The organism is Amycolatopsis sp. NPDC054798, assembly GCF_053611505.1.
The window spans coordinates 202,724-219,449 of sequence record NZ_JBSHAM010000003.1 but is presented as its reverse complement, the minus strand read 5'-3'; the positions used below and the strand labels follow the sequence as shown (position 1 = coordinate 219,449).

Below are 16,726 nucleotides of genomic sequence, written 5' to 3'. Positions count from 1 at the left end.
CGCGCTGCTCGGAGCGATCCCGCTGAGGTCTTGTTCTAGCCGGTCCGGCCGCCGCGCGGCAGGCCAGCGGTGGTGCGGCGGACAATTCCGCACAACCGCACAACGCCTCCGCAGGCGGCGGACGGGCGGATCGGGCGAGGTCAGGGCTGACTTCCGGCCAGGTTCCGGGGAAGATCCCGCGCTTCCCGGACGGCCGGGTCCGCCCGGCCGGGGGGTTGCCGGGAAGCTGCCCGGTCTGCGCACAATCGGGGCGCGGGCCCGGGGAGGGACTCGCGGGGGAGGGGACTGAAGTGGCACGGCCGGAAACACCGGTGGATCCGCTCGCGGGCGCGCTGCAGCGATTCGCCTTCGATCTGCGCACGCTCCGGGAACGGGCCGGGAAGCCGAGCTACCGGCGGCTGGCGGTGCGGGCGCATTTCTCCGCCACCACGCTGGCGCAGGCCGCCCGCGGGCAGATCCTGCCCAGCCTGCCGGTGACGCTCGCGTTCGTCTCCGCGTGCGGCGGGGACCGGCGGCAGTGGCAGGAGCGCTGGCACGAGCTGGCCGCCGAGATGGCGGCGGGCGACCGCGCCGCCGCGCCCGGAGGCTCGTGCGCCCCCTACCCGGGGCTCGGAGTGTTCGAACCGGAGGACGCCGGGCGTTTCCACGGCCGGGACGGACTGGTGGCCCGGCTGGCCGAACTGGCGGAACAGCACCGGTTCGCGGCCGTGGTGGGCGCGTCCGGAGCGGGCAAGTCTTCTCTGCTGCGCGCCGGGCTGATCGCCCGTGCCAGAGCGGGCGCGCTCTCCGTCCCGGTGGCGGAGACCCTGCTCGTCGTGCCCGGTCCGGACCCCGTGGCGGAGTGTGCGGCGCTGTTCGGGGAGGATCCCGGCGGCGGCCCGTTCCGGTTGCACGACGCGGTGCGCGGGCTGCTGGCCGATCGGGACGGGCACGGAGACCTGCTGTTCGTGGTCGACCAGTTCGAAGAGCTCTACACGGTGACCGGGGAGAGGGAACGCGCCCGGTTCGTCGCGATGCTCGCCGAGGCCGCGCACCGCCCGGACAGCAGGCTCCGGGTGGTCATCGGGGTCCGCGCGGACTTCTACGCCCGCTGCTGCGCCGATCCGGCCGTCGCGGAAGTGCTGCAGGACGCGCAGCTGGTCGTCGGCCCGATGAGCACGGAAGGGCTCCGGCTGGCGATCACCCGGCCGGCGGCCGACGCGGGCTGCACGGTCGAAGGCGCGCTGCTGACCGAGCTGGTCGCTGACGTCGGAGACGAGCCGGGCGCGCTGCCGCTGCTGTCCCACGCGCTGCTGGAAACCTGGCACCGCCGGCGGGGCACGACCCTGACCCTGGCCGGCTACCGCGCCGCGGGCGGGACTTCCCAAGCGCTCGCGCAAACCGCCGAAGCGGTCTATCAACGGCTTGACGGGGCGCAGCGGAAGACGGCCAAGGCGTTGCTGACCCGGCTCGTGGCTCTTGCCGACGGCGTGGAGCACACCAAACGCCGGGTCCGGCGCGACGAGCTGCCGGCCGGGGACGCGGACCTCGGCCGGGTGGTCGAACTGCTGGCCGCGCAGCGGCTGCTGGTGCTCGACCGCGACACGATCGAGATCAGCCACGAGGCGCTGATCCGGGAATGGCCGCGGCTGCGCGAATGGCTCGCCGCGGACCTGGAAGGCCTCCGGCTGCACCGCCAGCTCACCGAGGCCGCGCGGACCTGGAACGAGCTCGGCCGCGACGAGGGAGTCCTTTTCCGCGGCACGAGACTGGCTTCGGCCAGGGAATGGCAGGACGCGGGAACGCCGGTGCTGTCGGCCGGCGAGTCCGCGTTCCTGCGGGCGAGCGTGGCGGCGCACGATCGGGAACAAGAAACCGAAGTCCGCCGGACGCGGCGGTTGCGCAGGCTCGTCGCGGTGCTCGCGGCACTTCTCCTGGCGGCGGCCGCCGCGACCGGCTTCGCGGTCGAATCCGGCCGCACCGCCACTGAGCAACGAGACGCGGCACTGGCCCAGAAGGTGTTCAGTCAAACCCGGCAGCTGCGCGAAACGAATCCGGGACTCGCCCTGCAGCTTGAGCTGGCGGCGTACCGGCTTTCTCCGCAACCCGAACTGCGTGACGCCGTTCTCAGCGACGCTTCCGCGCCAGTGCCGACGCGGCTGGCCGGGAACACCGGCCAGATCACCGCGACAGCGGCCAGCCGCGCCGGGCACCTGCTCGCGGCCGCCGATCTGGATTCGGCCGTGCTGGTGTGGGACATCGCGAATCCGCGGCATCCGGAAACGCTCGCGAGGCTGGCCGTGCCCGGAAGCGCGGCCACCGCGACGGCGTTCAGCCGCGACGGGCGGACGGTGGCGACGGGCGCGTTGTCCGGCGAGATCCGGCTGTGGGATCTCGCCGATCCCCGGCGTCCGCGGCAGGTCTCGGCGATCCAGGCGGCGGAGGGCGTCGCGTCGCTGGCGTTCAGCCCGGACGACCGGACGCTGAGCCTCGGCACCACGACGAAGTACAGCGCGGATCCGTCCCGCCCTTCCCCCGCGGGCTTGGAGCTTTGGGACGTCCGGGACCGGGCCCGTCCGGTGCGGGCGTCCGCGCCCCTGCCCGGCCGGAACGTGTCGGCGGCCGTTTTCGCCGCGGACGGACGGGTTCTGGCCACCGGCGGAGAAGACGGGGTCCTGCGGCTGTGGGACGTGACCGACGCGCGCCGGCCGGCGCTTCTGGCGGAGCCCGCGGCGCGAGCGGGCGCGATCTCGTCGATCGCGGTCAGCGGGAGTCTTCTGGCCGCCGGCGACGGCACTTCGGCGCACCTGTGGGAATTCGGCGACCCGCGGCGTCCCGTCGACGTCGCCGCGCTGCCCCCGGTCCCGCGCGGGGTCGCCAGCCTGGATTTCAGCCCGGACGGCCGCACCCTGGCCACCTCGGGCGACGACAAGCTCACCCGGCTGTGGAGTGTCGCAGAACCCGCCCGGCCGAGGCAGGTGCTGGCGTTGGCCGGGCACGCCAGCACCGTGAGCGCGGTTCTGTTCACCGCGGACGGACAGACCCTCGCGACCGCGGGGGAGGACAAGACAGTTCAGCTCTACCGCGTGCCCGAGCTGGCCTTCACCGGTTCGTCGAACCTGGCCTCGGCAGTGGGGACCAGTGCGTCCGGCGCGGTGTTCGCGATCGGCGGTGCGGACGGGCGCACGAGATTGTGGGACGCGGGCGATTCCGGAGCGCCGAAGCCGGCGGGCGAGCTTCCCGGGCCCGCGCACCCCGTTCTTGCCGTCGGCTTCAGCGACGACGGGCGGCTGCTGGCCACCGGGAGCAGCGAAGGCACTCTGCACCTGTGGGACGTCGCGGATCCGCGAAACCCGGTGAAGGAGGCCGTATTCAGCACCGGCAGCGCCCTGTCGTGGGCGGTTTTCAGCCGCGATGCGCACACGCTCGCGACCTCGGACACCGTTCGCACTCGTCTCTGGGACATCACCGACCCCCGGCATCCCCGGTCCCTCGCTGCTCTTCCCGCTTACCGCGGCGGCGGCAGCGCAGCGGCCTTCTCGCCTGACGGGAAAACGCTGGCGACCGACAGCAACGACAACACGGTGAAACTCTGGGATCTCTCCGACCGGAGCCGCCCGGCGCTCCGCGCGAGCCTGGCCGGGCACCAGAAGTACGTGGCAGCACTCGCCTTCAGCCCGGACGGGCGCACTCTGGCGAGTGCCGGCGGCGACACGACCGTCCGCCTCTGGGACGTCTCCGGACCCCAGCACCCGGCCGCCGCGGCGAAGACTCTCATCGGCCACGCCGACAACGTCGCGCGGATCGCGTTCAGCCCGGACAGCCGGACACTCGCGACCGGAAGCAAGGACACCACCGTCCGGCTCTGGTCCGTGAACGGCCCGTCCGACGCCGGACCGCTGGCCACGCTCCGCGGGCACACCGACGAGATCGACGGCCTGGGTTTCGCCCCGGACGGGCGCCACGTCGTCACCGGTTCCGCGGACGGCTCCGCGCGGTACTGGGCCATCGAACTGGATCAGGCCGTCGAGCAGGTTTGCGCCGTCGCCGCACCGCTCGGGCGGGAGGACTGGGACCATTACTTCCCCGGCCTCGACTACCAGCCGCCGTGCGGACAAGACCCAGTGCGATGAGCGACGTCACCACCCGCTGCGGTAGAAACTCCGCGACACGTAACTGCTGGCCCCCTTCGCCCGCTCCGCGCACAACTCCTCCTTGACCGTCCGCGCCTGCTTGACCAGCGGATCGTCCCCCGGCGCGAGCGCCAGCAGATCGATCACGTGCAGCGCCTCCTGCACCCGTCCGTCCGCACGCAGCCGTTCGGCATGGTCCAGCACCGCCTGTTTGTCCGTGATCGCCTCGGCGCGGGCGGCGGCCGCGACGTCCGGGCGGGACGGGTGCAGGGTCGTCGGATTCCCGTCCCACCACCCGGTTTCCGATCGCACGATGTCGCGGACGATGTACTCCCGGTGCCCGTAGTGCTCGCGCATCCACGGCACGTCGAACAACTCCGCCGGGTAGCGGAGGTCGTGCACGATGTCGTCGGCCCGGGCACCCCGGTTGAGCTGGTCCACGACCGCGCTTCGCAGCCATCGGAGCGCGGCGGCGGTCATGGTGAGCTGCCGGACCGGGTCCTCGCGGACGACCGGGCCGAACTCCGGCACCAGCACCGCCGGGTTCAGCGCGGCGAGCCGGTCCAGAGTGTCCGCCCATCGGACGGTGTCACGCATGGTCCGCATGGGCGTGCCGATGTTGGGGATGCCGTTGATCACCGCGGCGCTGCCGTACAGAACCCGTTGGGACGGCAGCCAGACGGCGGTCACGTCGTCGGTTTCGGAAGGCGCCCACAGCAGCCGGACGTCCGGGGCCAGGGTCATGGCTTCCCGGTAGGTCTGGTCGGGGAAAGTGACCGGCGGAGGGGCCGCCAGGTCCGGCATCGCGCGGCGGAACTGCCGGGTGTTGATGTGGTTCTGCAGACCGGCGGTCTCCAGATACCGCTGATAGCGCCGGACGACGTTCTCGTGCGCCACGACCGTCGGCCGGCGTTCGCCGTGTGCGGCGGCGTAATCGAAGAACCCGGGCACGCCGTAGTTGTAGCCGAGGTGTCCGTGGCTGTAGACGATCCAGCGCACCGGTTCGCCGAGTTTGTCCAGCACCGGCGCGACGAGGTCCGGGGACGGCCCGGTGTCGACCACGACGAGACCCGAGGCGGTTTCCACCGCGAGACTGTTCCCCTGCAGGCCGATCGAGCGCACGCCGGGCGCGACCTCGGTGATCTCGCCGGTGCCGTAGAGCGGGTTCTTGCTGTCCTGGAACGGCATCAGCCGGTCACCTCGATCCGGTCGGTGCGGAGTCCGAGCCGCCGCGCGGTGCGGTCCGGGTTGACGAAGAACACGGCGAGCAGACCGCCCACAATGGACAGCAGGCCGCTGATGGTGAACGCGAGCGTGAAGCCGCTCTCCGGCGACGAAGCGGCCTGGATCAGGCGTCCGGTGAGGTACGGGGCGAGCAGCCCGGCCGTGGTGACCAGTCCGACGGTGATCGACAGCACCGCGCCGCGCTGCCGGGTCGGGCTGATCTCGGCGTTCATCGTGACGCCGAGGGCGAACACGACCCCGCCGAGGCTGAACGCGACGGTCAGCAGCGCGATCTGGAACCAGCCCCCGCCGACGTGCGGGAACAGCAGCATCGCGAGACCGGAGATCAGCACCGCGACGCCGCCGAGCACGCCGCGGGCCACCCGGCTCGACACTCCGCGCTTCATCAGCCGGTCGCTGAGCGCGCCTTGGGCGAGGTTGAACACGACCGACGCGATCCACGGCAGCGCGACGAGCGTCCCGGTGGTGACTGTGCTGTAGTGCAACGCCGTTTCCAGGTAATGCGGCACCCACGCGACCAGCACCGCCAGCGCCCAGTACGCGGCGAATCCGGCCAGGAAACCGCCGAGCCACGTGCCGTTGAGCAGGATCCGCCGATAGGGCACGCGGGGTTCGTCCGCTTCGGACTTGGCCGTCGTCGCGTGGACGGACGCGGTTCCGGCGACCTTGCCCTCCCGGCCGAAGATCGCCCACAGCACCGACCACAGCAGGCCGACGACCAGCAGCGCGAAGAACGCCCACCGCCAGCCGTAGCCGACGATCAGCGCGGTCAGCAGCGGCGACGCCAGCGCCACGCCGATGCCGGACCCGGCGTTGAGCAACGCGCTGGGCAGGCCGCGTTTCTCGTTGGGGAACCATTTGTACGCCGCGTGCATGGCCAGCGGATTCGCCGGGCCTTCGGCCGCGCCGAGGACGATCCGGCTGACCAGCACCGCGCCGAACCCGACCGTGCCGAGCATCGGGGCCTGCGTCAGAGCCCAGATGACGCCCAGCACCAGCAGGATCCATTTCGTCGGCACGCGGTTGGACACGAACCCGACCACGATCGCGGAAATGCTGAACAGGAAGTAGAACCCGCTGCTGATCAGGCCGTACGCCTCGGGCGTCAGGCCGAGATCGTGCATCAGCGGTTTCGCGGCGAGGCCGAGCACGGCCTTGTCCGCGAAGTTGATCAGCATGAACACCAGCAGCAGCCCGGTGACGACCCAGCCGCGGGCGCTGGTGCCGCGGACGCGCCTTCTGGCGGCGGTTTCGGCGGGGAGGGCGGGAGCGTTCATCGTGGGGCCCCATTTCAACGTCGTTGTCGGACGGGGTGCGGGTCGGACGGCGAGCGGTTCAGAAGGCCCAGCGGGTGCGGCCGGCGGTGCGGGCGCGCAGCTGTTCGGCCTGATCGGTGCCGTCCAGCACGGCTTGGGATTCCGCTGCGGCCCAGGCGTAAACGCCCTTGGCCATGGTCGAGGTGGCGGCTTTTTCCAGTGCGGTGAACACTTCCGCGCGGGTGGAGTGCGCGGTTTCGTCGTCGGGAGCCGCGTCCACGGCGAGCTGGGCGAAGTGCCCGGCCAGCCGGTGTTCGCCCGCGGCGAGCAGTTCCCGTGCCCGGGCGGCCAGCCGGCCGGAACCGCCGGACAGGTCGGCGAGTTCGCGGGACAGGTCGGCGCGGCGGGCGGGTTTGAGGTTGGCCGGATTGCCGTCGTACCAGCCCCCGTAGAGCCGCCAGACGTTGCGGACGACGAATTCCGGCTCGTCGTAGGACGGTTTCAGGTACGGCTTGGCCAGCAGTTCGGCGGGAGCGGTGACGCCGTGCACTACCTCGTCGAGCGTGGCTCCGGCGTTCATCGCGTCCACGGTCTGGTCGTGCAGGGTTTCGAGGAATTCTGCGGTGTCGGACAGCGCGGTCCGGATCCGGCCGGCTCCGGCGATCGGCACGCCGTGGCCGGGCAGCAGCAGCTCCGCGCCGAGCCCGGCCATCCAGCGCAGTGCCTGCGCCCACTCGGCGGCATAGCGCTGCACCTTCTGCGGGTTGCCCGGGTTGGGGGAGGACCAGATGAAAAAGTCGCCGCAGCACAGGATTTTCCGGTCGGGCAGCCACGCGACCGTCGCGTCGTCGGTCTCGCCCCGGCCGTGCTTCAGCCGCACGTCGAGATCGCCGATCCGCAGAGTCGTGGTGTCGCGGTAGGTCACGTCGGGATGCCGGTACCGGTCCGGCCAGCGGAATCCGGGCGACTGGAACTGCCGCTGGTTGATCACCGTGTTGTAGCCGCGGGTGCGCTCGTAGCGGTCGAAGCGCGGCGGCGTGTTTTCGTGCGCCAGCACGGACGGACGACGCCAGCCGCGCTCATCGGCCTCGGCGTCGAACGGGCCGACGCCGAAGACGTGGTCGATGTGGCCGTGCGAGTAGACGGCGGTGTGCAGCGGCGCGTCGGTGCGGGCGCGGGTCGCGCTGAAAAGGTCTTTCGCGGTGCGGCGTTCGCCGGTGTCGAAGCAGAACAGGCCGTCGTCGGTGGGGAAGAGGAAGACGTTGCCGAACGCCGGCCACATCCACACGCCCTCGGCCAGCTCGTGCAGACCGTCCTTGCGCAGCGTGCCGGTGTGGTAGACGCGGGTGTCGGCCTCGCCTCGCCAGACTTTGTCGGCGTAGTCGAGCAGGTCAGTCACGGGATGCCTCCTGAACGTTCTCGGTGAACAGCGCGTCGACGGCGACCAGGTCGTCGCCGGTGACGCAGAGCGGGTTGAGGTCGGCTTCGGCGAACTCCGGATGGTCGCCGAGGATGCGGACGAGCCCGTCGATCGCCGCGGCGACGGCCGGGACCGGGGCGGCGAGGACGGCACCGGCCCAGGCGGCCAGTTCGGCTCGCTGTTCCGGGGCGGCCGGGAGCAGCAGCGCGCGGCGGGGTGCGGTGGGGTCTTCCGCCCGGTCGCCGCCCGCGCCGAGGACAATCGCGGTGCCGTACACCGGATCCCGCGTGGCACCGAGGGCGAGTTCCGCGGTGTGCGGCAGCTGGGGTTGCACGACGAGAGTCCGGTCCGCGTCAGCGGAGACCTCGTCCAGGCGTGCTTGGAGCGTGTCCAGCACCGCGGGCAACTCGGCCGCCGTGACGCCGACGCGGACGAGCCCGGCGCGGGCCCGGTGCGGTACGTCGGCGGCGTCGCCCTTGACCACGTACGGCTCCGGCCAGCCGGTTTTCCTCACCGCGGCGGCGAGATCGGTCCCGGCGACGGTGTCCACATGCGGGATGCCAGCGTCCGTCAGCAGGGGAGCGGCCCGCAGCTCTGTCCACACTGGACGGTCATCGGCTTCGGTCCGCTGCGCCGGTTCCGGGACGCGGTCCGGGACCAGCACCCGGAGCCGTCGCACGAGAGCGCCGATGCTGGGCAGGACGGTGTCCGGCCGCCCGAGATCCGCTAGCTCGCCGGGCGGCGCACAGGCCCAGACGAACCACGTCGGCGTCCGCATCGCGGCGGCAGCGGCGGCGAGCCGGTGGTACGCCTCGCGGAACCGGTCGCCGAACGTCAGATAGAGCACGACGCCGTCCAGGTCCGGGTCTTCGTCGAGCGCGCCGAGCAAATCGCCGACCCGGTCGAGCCAGCGGTCGATGTTGCCGCCGAGATCGACGGGGTTCTCGTCGGCGGCCTCGACGCCGCCGATTTCGGCGAGCTTCGCGCGAGTCGCGGCCGACAGAGGCGGGATCCGGACGCCCAGCGCGGTCAGGTTGTCGGCGAGGATGCCGCCCGCGCCGCCGGACATGGTCAGCACCGCGAGCCGAGGGGCCGGGGGCAGCGTCGTGCCTTTGCGGGCGCAGAGCACGGCGTCCACGAGCTGGTCGTCGTCGGTGACCAGGCGGATGCCTTCCTGACGGCACAGCGACGCGAGTAGGAAGTGATCCCCGGCGACAGCTGCGGTGTGCGACAACGCGGCCTGCCGACCGGCGGCACTGCTGCCCACCGCGAGCGCCACCACGGTCTTGCCCGCCGCCCGCGCCTGACGCCCGAGCGCGCGGAGACCGTCCGCGTCGCGCACGCCTTCGAGGTAGAGCACCAGCACCTCGACGTCGGGCTGGGCCAGGAGGTCGCTGCCGATCTCGTGGCTGGACAGGCAGGCTTCGTTCCCGACGCTCGCGTAGTAGGAGTAGCCGATCCCGGCCTGTTCGAGCAGGTCAGCGAGCACGAAGCCCATCGCGCCGCTCTGCGTGACGATCGCGATCGGGCCCGGCGGCACGCGTTCGCGGTCGAGGAAGACGGTCGTCGACAGCTGCACGCCGGCCGGATGGCTCACTACGCCGAGGCAGTTCGGGCCCAGCACCGGCAGGTCCCCGGCGGCTTCGCGCAGCTCGTCCTCCAGCGCGGTGTTGCCGCCTTCGGCGAAACCGGCCGCGAAGACGATGACCGCGCCGCAGCCGAGTTCTCGCGCCTGCCTGACCAGCGCGGGAACCGTTTCCGCCGGGGTCGCGAGGACCACGAGGCCGGGGCCGTAGCCGATCTCGGCGAGCGAACCGACCGTCCGCACGCCGGGCAGGTCGAGCGGGCCGCGGGAGACCGCGAAGACCTCGCCGCCGTAGCCTCCGCGCAGCAGCCGGTCCAGCGCGATCCGGCCCCAGGACAGCGCGGTGGTCGCGGACACGCCGACCACGGCGACCGACTTCGGGCGGAACAGCGGCTCGCAGCGCATCGGGCCTCCTGTGATCGCGGTCATGGGCACAACCCCAACTGTCGCCGCTGGCCCACCTGGCTGGTAGCGCACATCGCCCAGGTTTTCGGCTACCGTGCTGTGACATGTCACAGTTCTCGTGGCGCGCCTTCGAGCACCGGCTGCCGAAGGCGGTCGAGCGGACGATCCGCCGGTACGTCGAGACGTCCTCGCATTACCGCAGCGAGGCACCGGCTCACCTGCACCTGTACATGGCGCACACCTGCCGCGAGTTCGGCCGGATGTTCGCGCGCTCGGTCCAGGAAGGGAGCGAACCGCGCGAGGACGAGCTGGAGCTGTTCCGCCAGCGGGGCCGGGAGCGGGGCGCGGAAGGGCTGCCAGTCGGCGATTTCGTGCACGCGTATCTGCTGGCGGCCGAGGAGCTGTGGGCGGAGATCCTGGAGCTTTCCGGCGGTTCGCCGCCGCCGGAGACGACCGCGGTGCTGCTGAACTGCCTGCACCGGGTGGTCAACGTGGCGGTGCAGGCGCACCAGAAGGAATTCCGGATCGCGGACCAGGAACAGCGCGAAGCGGCCCGGGCGCTGGTGCGGCGGCTGGCCGCGGGGGAGCCGGTCCCGGAACCGGCCGACGTCCGGCTCGCTCCGGCGTACGGCGTCCTGGCGCTGCGGTTCGCCGCCGACCCGGCGGATTCCGTCGGCGACGCGGTCGGCCGCCATCTGGCCGGACAGCGGAAGGCACGGCTGCTGTTGCAGCACTTGCATCGAGAACTGTCCGGAGACGTGCTGGCCGACTTGGATCCGGACGGCGGCCTGTTGCTGCTTCCGTCCACTTCGGACAGTCAGGAGACGGTGCTGGCCGAGGCCCGGCAGGCGGTGCCGCGCGCGCACCAGGCGACGGGCGTGGAGATCACCGGCGGGTTCGCCCACGCGGCCGAGCTGTCGGACATCCCGGCGGCGGTGGCGGAAGCGGAAAGATTGCTGCGGCTGAATTCGGTGCCCGGCACTGTCGCGGTGCTCGCCGACCACCTCTTCGAGTACCAGCTGAATCATGACAGCGCGGCGACCCCGCAGCTGCGGGCTTTGGCGGCGCGGCTGGGCGGCGAGCCGGATCTGACGACGACGCTCCGGACGTACTTCGACACCGATTTCAACCGTCGCGAGACCGCGCGGAAGCTGCACGTCCATCCGAACACAGTGGACAATCGCCTGTCCCGGATCGCGAACCTGACCGGCGCGGATCCGCGGACGGCTAAAGGACTTTTGCTGCTCGGCGCGTCGTTGGGCTTGGCGTGATCACCCGGCGAGAGAAGCGCTGCCCTTGGGGCCGGTCACGGTCACTCGGATGGTCCGCGCGGACGGCAGCGGGACGACGGTGACCTGCCAGCTCTGCGGGGTGCCGACGTCGAGCGTCCGCAAGGCTTTCCGGACCAGACCGGGAATCTCGTTCACTGGCAGCGTCCGGAGGTCGAACCGCGGGACCTGGACTCCGCTCGGCGCGAAGACGACCGTGAGCCGGTGTTCCTGGACGACCGCGGTGAGCGTCTGCGAGACGTCCGCGGCCTGGGCCAGCCCGTCGACGGCGCGGCGCAGCTCTCCTTCGTCCAGCAAAGACTGCTCGGGGCCGACGTCGACCGTCGCGGAACCCGAGGAAGTCACCGCGGCGGGCGGTTCCGGCTGCGAGGGCTGAGGAGCACTGGCTTCCGGCGCGAACAGTTCGACGCGGAACAGCCCGAGGATCGCACCCGCGCCGAGCAGCAGTCCGATGAGCGTAAAGACACCGGGCGCGCAGCCTTCCAGCGGCGGATGGACCAAAGTGGACTCGGCCGCGGGCGCGATGACCGCGGTTTCCGCCCGGCGCTGCCATTCCGGCGACGGGTTGGACACGATCCGCGCTTTCCACGGCCGGTCCGGCGGATAGCTGACCACGAGGACGTCGCCCTTGCGGTAGTCCGAGAGATCGGCCAGGTTGACCGTGAGGGTCGCCGCCGCCCGATGGGACGGTGCTCCGTGCGGCGCGACCGTGAGGATGAATTCCACCGTGAGATCGCCGGTTTCGGTGCCGCCGGCGCGCAGGCTTTCGATCCGCGCGAGCGCCACCGTCGGCGGGATCGCTGCTTCGCGGGCGCGCCGCGGCAGGCCGCCGAGGTACACCAGAAGACCGTAGCCGAGCGCGATTCCCAGCCCGGCCACGAACAACGGAACGCTTTCGACAATGATCGCGACGACGAGCGAGCACAGGCTGGCTCCGATCGCCAAGCCGGTCAGGAAACCGAACGCGATCGTGCGCAGGGCGGCCATGGGAGTACTCCCTTCACTGCGGTCAGAGGGAAACCGGTTCCACGAGAACGGCTTTCGGGTCCAACGGGTCGTAGCGGACCTGTACCGCCGAACCCTCGGACGGGGCTTGGAACAGCGTCGTGATCATCGTGGTCACGACCTCGCGTTCGCCGGTCTCGGTCGGAAACCGCACGTGGACGGAGAACCGGGGGTTCCCCAGTACCCAGACGTTCGTGAAGTCCACCCGGGTGAGCACCCCCGTCACCCGGCGGCCGTTGCGGAGCAGTGCCTGCTCGCGGTCGTTCTCCTCCGCGGCGCGCAGGGAAGACCGCAGCAGCACCACGATCAGGACCAGGGCGACGAGCCCGGCCGCGGCGGGCACCAGAAAGGGTTCGTAGTAGACCACCCAGTCCACGTCGGACCAGGGCTCGGCCTTGCCGTCGAGGAAAGGCAGCCGTTCGCCGACGGCTTCCGGCGGCGTCCACGACGGAGCCGCCACGCCGCTGCCCAGCAGCACCCCGAGTGCCGCGGCCAGCGAGCTGGCCCGGAAGCCGATTCCCATGCGGCGCAACGACATTCCGCTGCCCCAGAGCATCGCGAAGCCCAGCGACGACGCCACCATGACCGACAGACTGAAGAACAGCACCAGAGAGCCCGCCGGTCCCGCGTCGGCCCCCCACGCGCCGACGCGGTTCAGCGACATCAGCCGGAAGCCGTCGAGCAGACCGAGCGTGCCGGACCATCCGGCGACTGCCCAGGCGAGCGTGGCCGGAATCCCGAGCAGCCACAGCCGCCGGTTCGAGGCCCGGGTCTGTTCAGGGTCGTCCGGCAGTCCGAACGCGAAGGAACTGAACACCGCGGCCGCCTACGCGATCGGGCCGAACACGGCGACCTTGGCCGGGTCGGCGGGGTCGAGCCGGGCCTCGTGCCGGGTGCCGGGCGCGTACTGCTGGATCGTCGCCAGCGGCGTGATCAGCGGTGTGACCGTCTGGTACATCATGCCGTCGGCGCGGGTGACGTCGAGCGTCGCGGTGTACTGGGCCTGCCCGGCGACCGTCCGGCCGGTCGGCTCCAGCGCGCGGATCACCAGGGTGGCCTTCTCGCCGGTGTCGTAGAGGCGGCGCAGCTCGGTGCCGTACGCCTGCAGTTCCTGCTGCTGGCGGAGCTGCTCCGCCATCGGGAGCGCCAGGAACGACGCCATGTCCGGGTCGGCCGCGACGTTGCGGTACGCCTGCGCGGCCAGTTGCGGGGTGGGCAGCTGCGGGGTGATGTCGTGCCCCTGGGCGGCGGCCGCCTGCCGGAACTGCTCGGCGTGCTGCTGGAAATCCTGCGCGCCCCGGGCCATGCCCTGCTGGGTGGCGTCGTTGATCTTGTCGCGGATCTTCTTGAACATCGGGTGCCTTTCGCTGTGCCGGTGTGCTGGACACAGCTTCGGGCCGCGGGGCTGCTACCGAACCCAGGTTTTGCCGTCGTCGGTGGCGTCGAGGCAGGTCAGGGCTGCCCAGAAGACCGGCGAGCGGGCTGGTTCGGGACGTTCGCGCCAGCGCGCGAGCCGGGTCCGCTGCCAGGCGCACAGCTCGGCGACCGGGTCCGTCCCGGCGAGCGCGGTGTCGACGGCGATGAGCAGTTCGGCCATCGGGTCCGCGCCGGGCGCCGCGGCTGAGGTCGGCAGCGCCCAGACCGTCGCGGCGACCAGCCCGGCCCCGGCCGAGACGGCGGCGAGCAGCACGCCGAACGGTTCGGGCAGGCCGAAATCGCTCGCACTGGCACAGCCGATCAGGGCGACCCGTGCGGGCATGTCCACTTCGGACAGTGCAAGGTCGGCGGCGGTGAACGGCCGGTGCGCGCCGATCGGCGCGGCAGTGCCGGGAAGGTCGGCTGAGCAGGACAGGTGCAAGGCGGTCTGCGCGCCGTGGGCGTCCTGGATGCGGCTGACGTGCCCCGCGAAGACCAGCCGCGAACACGGTTCGGCCAGCAGTTCGGCGAGCAGCCGCCGGTCGGTGTCCGTGCGGCGCACCAGGTCCAGCCCGCGGGCCGCGGCCGGCCGGACGGGACCCGCGGCGAGTTGCGCGTCGAGGTGGCGGATCAGTGGGGAGGACGTTTCCTGTTTGCCGAGCACGGATCCCAGTTCGCCGAACGCGCTCTGACCGGGGATGCGCGGATCGAGCAGGTAGACCGGCGGTCCCGCGGGAGCTGGTGCGCGGCGGGGGATTCCGGCGGGGGCGAGCAGGGAGACGTCGGCGAGGTCGAGGATCCGCACGTCGCTGTCGAAGCAGCTGTCGACCTCGTCGGCGTCGAGCACGTGGTCCGGGCGTCGGTCGGGCAGGGCGAGCAGGCCCCACGGGACCCCGGCGAGCGCCGGGGACGGCTGGATGCGCAGCAGCGGACGCGAGGATCGCCGGAGCTGGGCGACGAGGTCGGCGGGCAGGAGGTTGAGCGCGAGGATGCGGGCGAGGCGTTGTTCCGCGGCGAAACTGCCGAAGGCGTCGAGCGAACGACGGACCGCGGCGGCGACCGGCTCGCCTTCTCGTGGTGTTGGGGAAGCCTCGGCGAGGAAACCGCGCGCGGTGGCGACGAGGTCGGCGTCGATCGGGTGCGTGTGGACGGTGTCGAGATCGCTGGTGGTGCGCCAGCTGAGGTAGGTGTGCCCGGCGTCGGCGTAGCGGAGCACGAAGGTTTCGCGACCAGGCTCGGCGGCGGGCCAGGTCTCGACGGTGCCGGTCGCCGGCGCAGCGCACCCGTACCGTTCGGCGGCCAGCCGGGTCCAGACGTCCAGCTCCATCGGCGAGGACGGCGACCAGCGGAGGCCGGGCGGCGGGGCGAGCCGGAGCGGGAGCGACGAGGTGACCGAACCCAGTGCCGCCAAGGGAAGCTGATCTTGCTGAGCCGAAGGTGCGGCCAGCGCGGGGAGCTCATCGGTCAGGTTCAGGGACCGGTCCTCCGGGTACGCCCCGACGGCGCAGGCGCGCTCGATCAGCTCCGCGATCAGCCGGGTTTCCCCGAGCTGAGTCAGGAGGACCATCAACAGTTCCGTCGCCGGGCCCGCGACGCTGTTCGCCCACGCGGTGCGTGCCTGCGCCGAGGCGAAGGCGAACCGGTACACCTGCGCCGCGAGGGCTACCGGCAACAGCAGGTCCAGCACTGCGCGCGGGTTTTCGCCGCGCTCGTAGCCGATCGCCGCCGAGAGGTAATCGGCGCGCAGGCGCTCCAGCCATTCGCCCGACTCGCGGGCTGCCGTCCGGAGCTGGGTCACGTGCTCTTCGGCTGACGTCCAGTCGCCCTCGGCCGCCGCGCAACGAGCCAGCGCCGCCGCGAGCCGGCGCGCGCCCGGAGCGTCGCCGTTCGCCGCCCACAGTTTTCCCGCGTGCTCGAACTGGTCCCGCGCCTGCGTGACGTCGCCCGCGAACAGGAGCAAAGCGCCCAGCGCGTAGCTCGCCTCGGCGACGTCGCCGGTCACTCCGGCTGCGGCGAGTTCGTCCCTGGCCTGGACGATCGCTGCGACCGCGCCGGGCAGATCCCCGTCGAGCGCGCGGGTTTCGGCCAGCCCGATGGCGAATTTCGCCGCCAGCGGACCGTCGTGCCGGGCGGTGAGCCGCAGCAGGTCCGCCGTCGCGTCCGCTTCCTCGCCGCCTGCCTGGCGGATGCGGGCGCGTTCGGCCCGCGCCATCGCCCGCAGCGCGGCGGCCTGCTCGCGGACCTCGTCGATCTCCGCGAGGCGGTCCAGAGCGGTCAGGATCTCGTCGATCGCGTCACGCGCCCCGGCCGGGTCCCCGGCGGCCACCTGCACGCGCACTTCGAGGATGCGCAGCTCCAGCTCGTCGGCGCCGTGCGGGTCGAGCTGCTCGCGCGGGAACTGGCCGGGTTCGGCGGCCTTCCGGAACGCCGCGCGGCGTCGTTGGTCCGCGAGGAGCTCGCGTGCCCTGGCGAGATCGCCGTCCTCAGTGGATAGTGAGATGAGGACGCGTTCGGCTACCTCGCGGGAACCTTCGATCATCCGCAGTTCGGCGTACTGTCCGAAGTGGACGACGGCGGCCGTGCTCGTCTGGAAGGCGCTGAGCACGGCTTCCGCGCACTGGCGCGCGTTGCGGAGATCGCCCGCCGAGTAGCAGACGGTGGCCAGGTCGCTGACCGCGGCGAGTTCGAGGCTGACCTGGTCGAGTTGCTGCGCGAGCTGCCGCATCCGGGTGTACGCCCGTTGTGCGCCGGTGACATCGCGGGCCGCGGCGAGTCGTTTGGCCTCGGTTTGCACGGCGAAGGCCTCGGCGAGCAGCGCGTCGTACTCGGTTTGGGTCAGCGAGCAGGCCGGTACTTCATGATATGCAGCGGGATCGAGGCCGAAGTGGGTTGCGACGCAACGGCAGTTGTAGCCGTGCGACACCGCGTCGGCCAGTTCCGGGGGAGGCGGCCGGTCCGGCGGCGCGAGCGGCGGCGGCATTCCGGCGAGCACG

The 16,726-nt window shown here is 72.0% G+C and carries 10 protein-coding genes; 2 read left to right on the top strand and 8 right to left on the bottom strand.

From position 1 onward, the window contains the following. The first annotated feature begins 290 nt into the window (after nt 1-290). Complete coding sequence (locus tag ACWGIC_RS03660) at nt 291-4,112, top strand: nSTAND1 domain-containing NTPase (protein ID WP_452074342.1); 3,822 nt, start codon at nt 291-293, stop codon at nt 4,110-4,112. A 6-nt stretch (nt 4,113-4,118) separates the two neighbouring features. Here ACWGIC_RS03660 and ACWGIC_RS03655 read toward each other — a convergent pair whose 3' ends face one another. From ACWGIC_RS03655 to ACWGIC_RS03640, 4 genes are read right to left on the bottom strand one after another with little or no spacing between them, the layout of a single operon-like run. After that, a complete protein-coding gene (locus tag ACWGIC_RS03655) occupies nt 4,119-5,300 on the bottom strand; it encodes an alkyl sulfatase dimerization domain-containing protein (RefSeq protein ID WP_452074341.1) in 1,182 nt (393 codons plus the stop codon). Further along, nucleotides 5,300-6,634, bottom strand: coding sequence for an MFS transporter (locus tag ACWGIC_RS03650; RefSeq protein WP_452074340.1), 1,335 nt, complete (start codon nt 6,632-6,634; stop codon nt 5,300-5,302). Before ACWGIC_RS03650 ends, ACWGIC_RS03655 begins: the two co-directional genes overlap by 1 nt. Nucleotides 6,635-6,692: 58 nt before the next feature. Then, complete coding sequence (locus ACWGIC_RS03645) at nt 6,693-8,012, bottom strand: alkyl sulfatase dimerization domain-containing protein (RefSeq protein ID WP_452074339.1); 1,320 nt, start codon at nt 8,010-8,012, stop codon at nt 6,693-6,695. Further along, nucleotides 8,005-10,047 carry an acetate--CoA ligase family protein gene (locus ACWGIC_RS03640; RefSeq protein ID WP_452074338.1) on the bottom strand — a complete coding sequence of 681 codons (2,043 nt, stop codon included), beginning with the start codon at nt 10,045-10,047 and terminating at the stop codon, nt 8,005-8,007. Before ACWGIC_RS03640 ends, ACWGIC_RS03645 begins: the two co-directional genes overlap by 8 nt. Before the next feature lie 80 nt (nt 10,048-10,127). On the opposite strand from ACWGIC_RS03640, the gene ACWGIC_RS03635 reads away from it, so the two are divergent. Beyond that, nucleotides 10,128-11,294, top strand: a complete 1,167-nt coding sequence (locus ACWGIC_RS03635) for a PucR family transcriptional regulator (RefSeq protein WP_452074337.1) — start codon at nt 10,128-10,130, stop codon at nt 11,292-11,294. Here the strand turns inward: ACWGIC_RS03635 and ACWGIC_RS03630 are convergent, their stop codons facing one another. Genes ACWGIC_RS03630 through ACWGIC_RS03615 form a run of 4 tightly spaced genes read right to left on the bottom strand, consistent with a single transcriptional unit; the run spans nt 11,295 to nt 16,725 of the window. Further along, entirely contained in the window at nt 11,295-12,299 is a 1,005-nt protein-coding gene (locus tag ACWGIC_RS03630; protein WP_452074336.1) for a hypothetical protein, read from the bottom strand. Between the two features lie 22 nt (nt 12,300-12,321). Continuing rightward, entirely contained in the window at nt 12,322-13,134 is an 813-nt protein-coding gene (locus ACWGIC_RS03625) for a DUF3592 domain-containing protein (protein WP_452074335.1), read from the bottom strand. Between the two features lie 9 nt (nt 13,135-13,143). Continuing rightward, entirely contained in the window at nt 13,144-13,671 is a 528-nt protein-coding gene (locus tag ACWGIC_RS03620) for a hypothetical protein (protein WP_452074334.1), read from the bottom strand. Nucleotides 13,672-13,725: 54 nt separating this feature from the next. Then, nucleotides 13,726-16,725, bottom strand: a complete 3,000-nt coding sequence (locus ACWGIC_RS03615) for a hypothetical protein (RefSeq protein ID WP_452074333.1) — start codon at nt 16,723-16,725, stop codon at nt 13,726-13,728. Nucleotide 16,726: the final 1 nt, after the last annotated feature.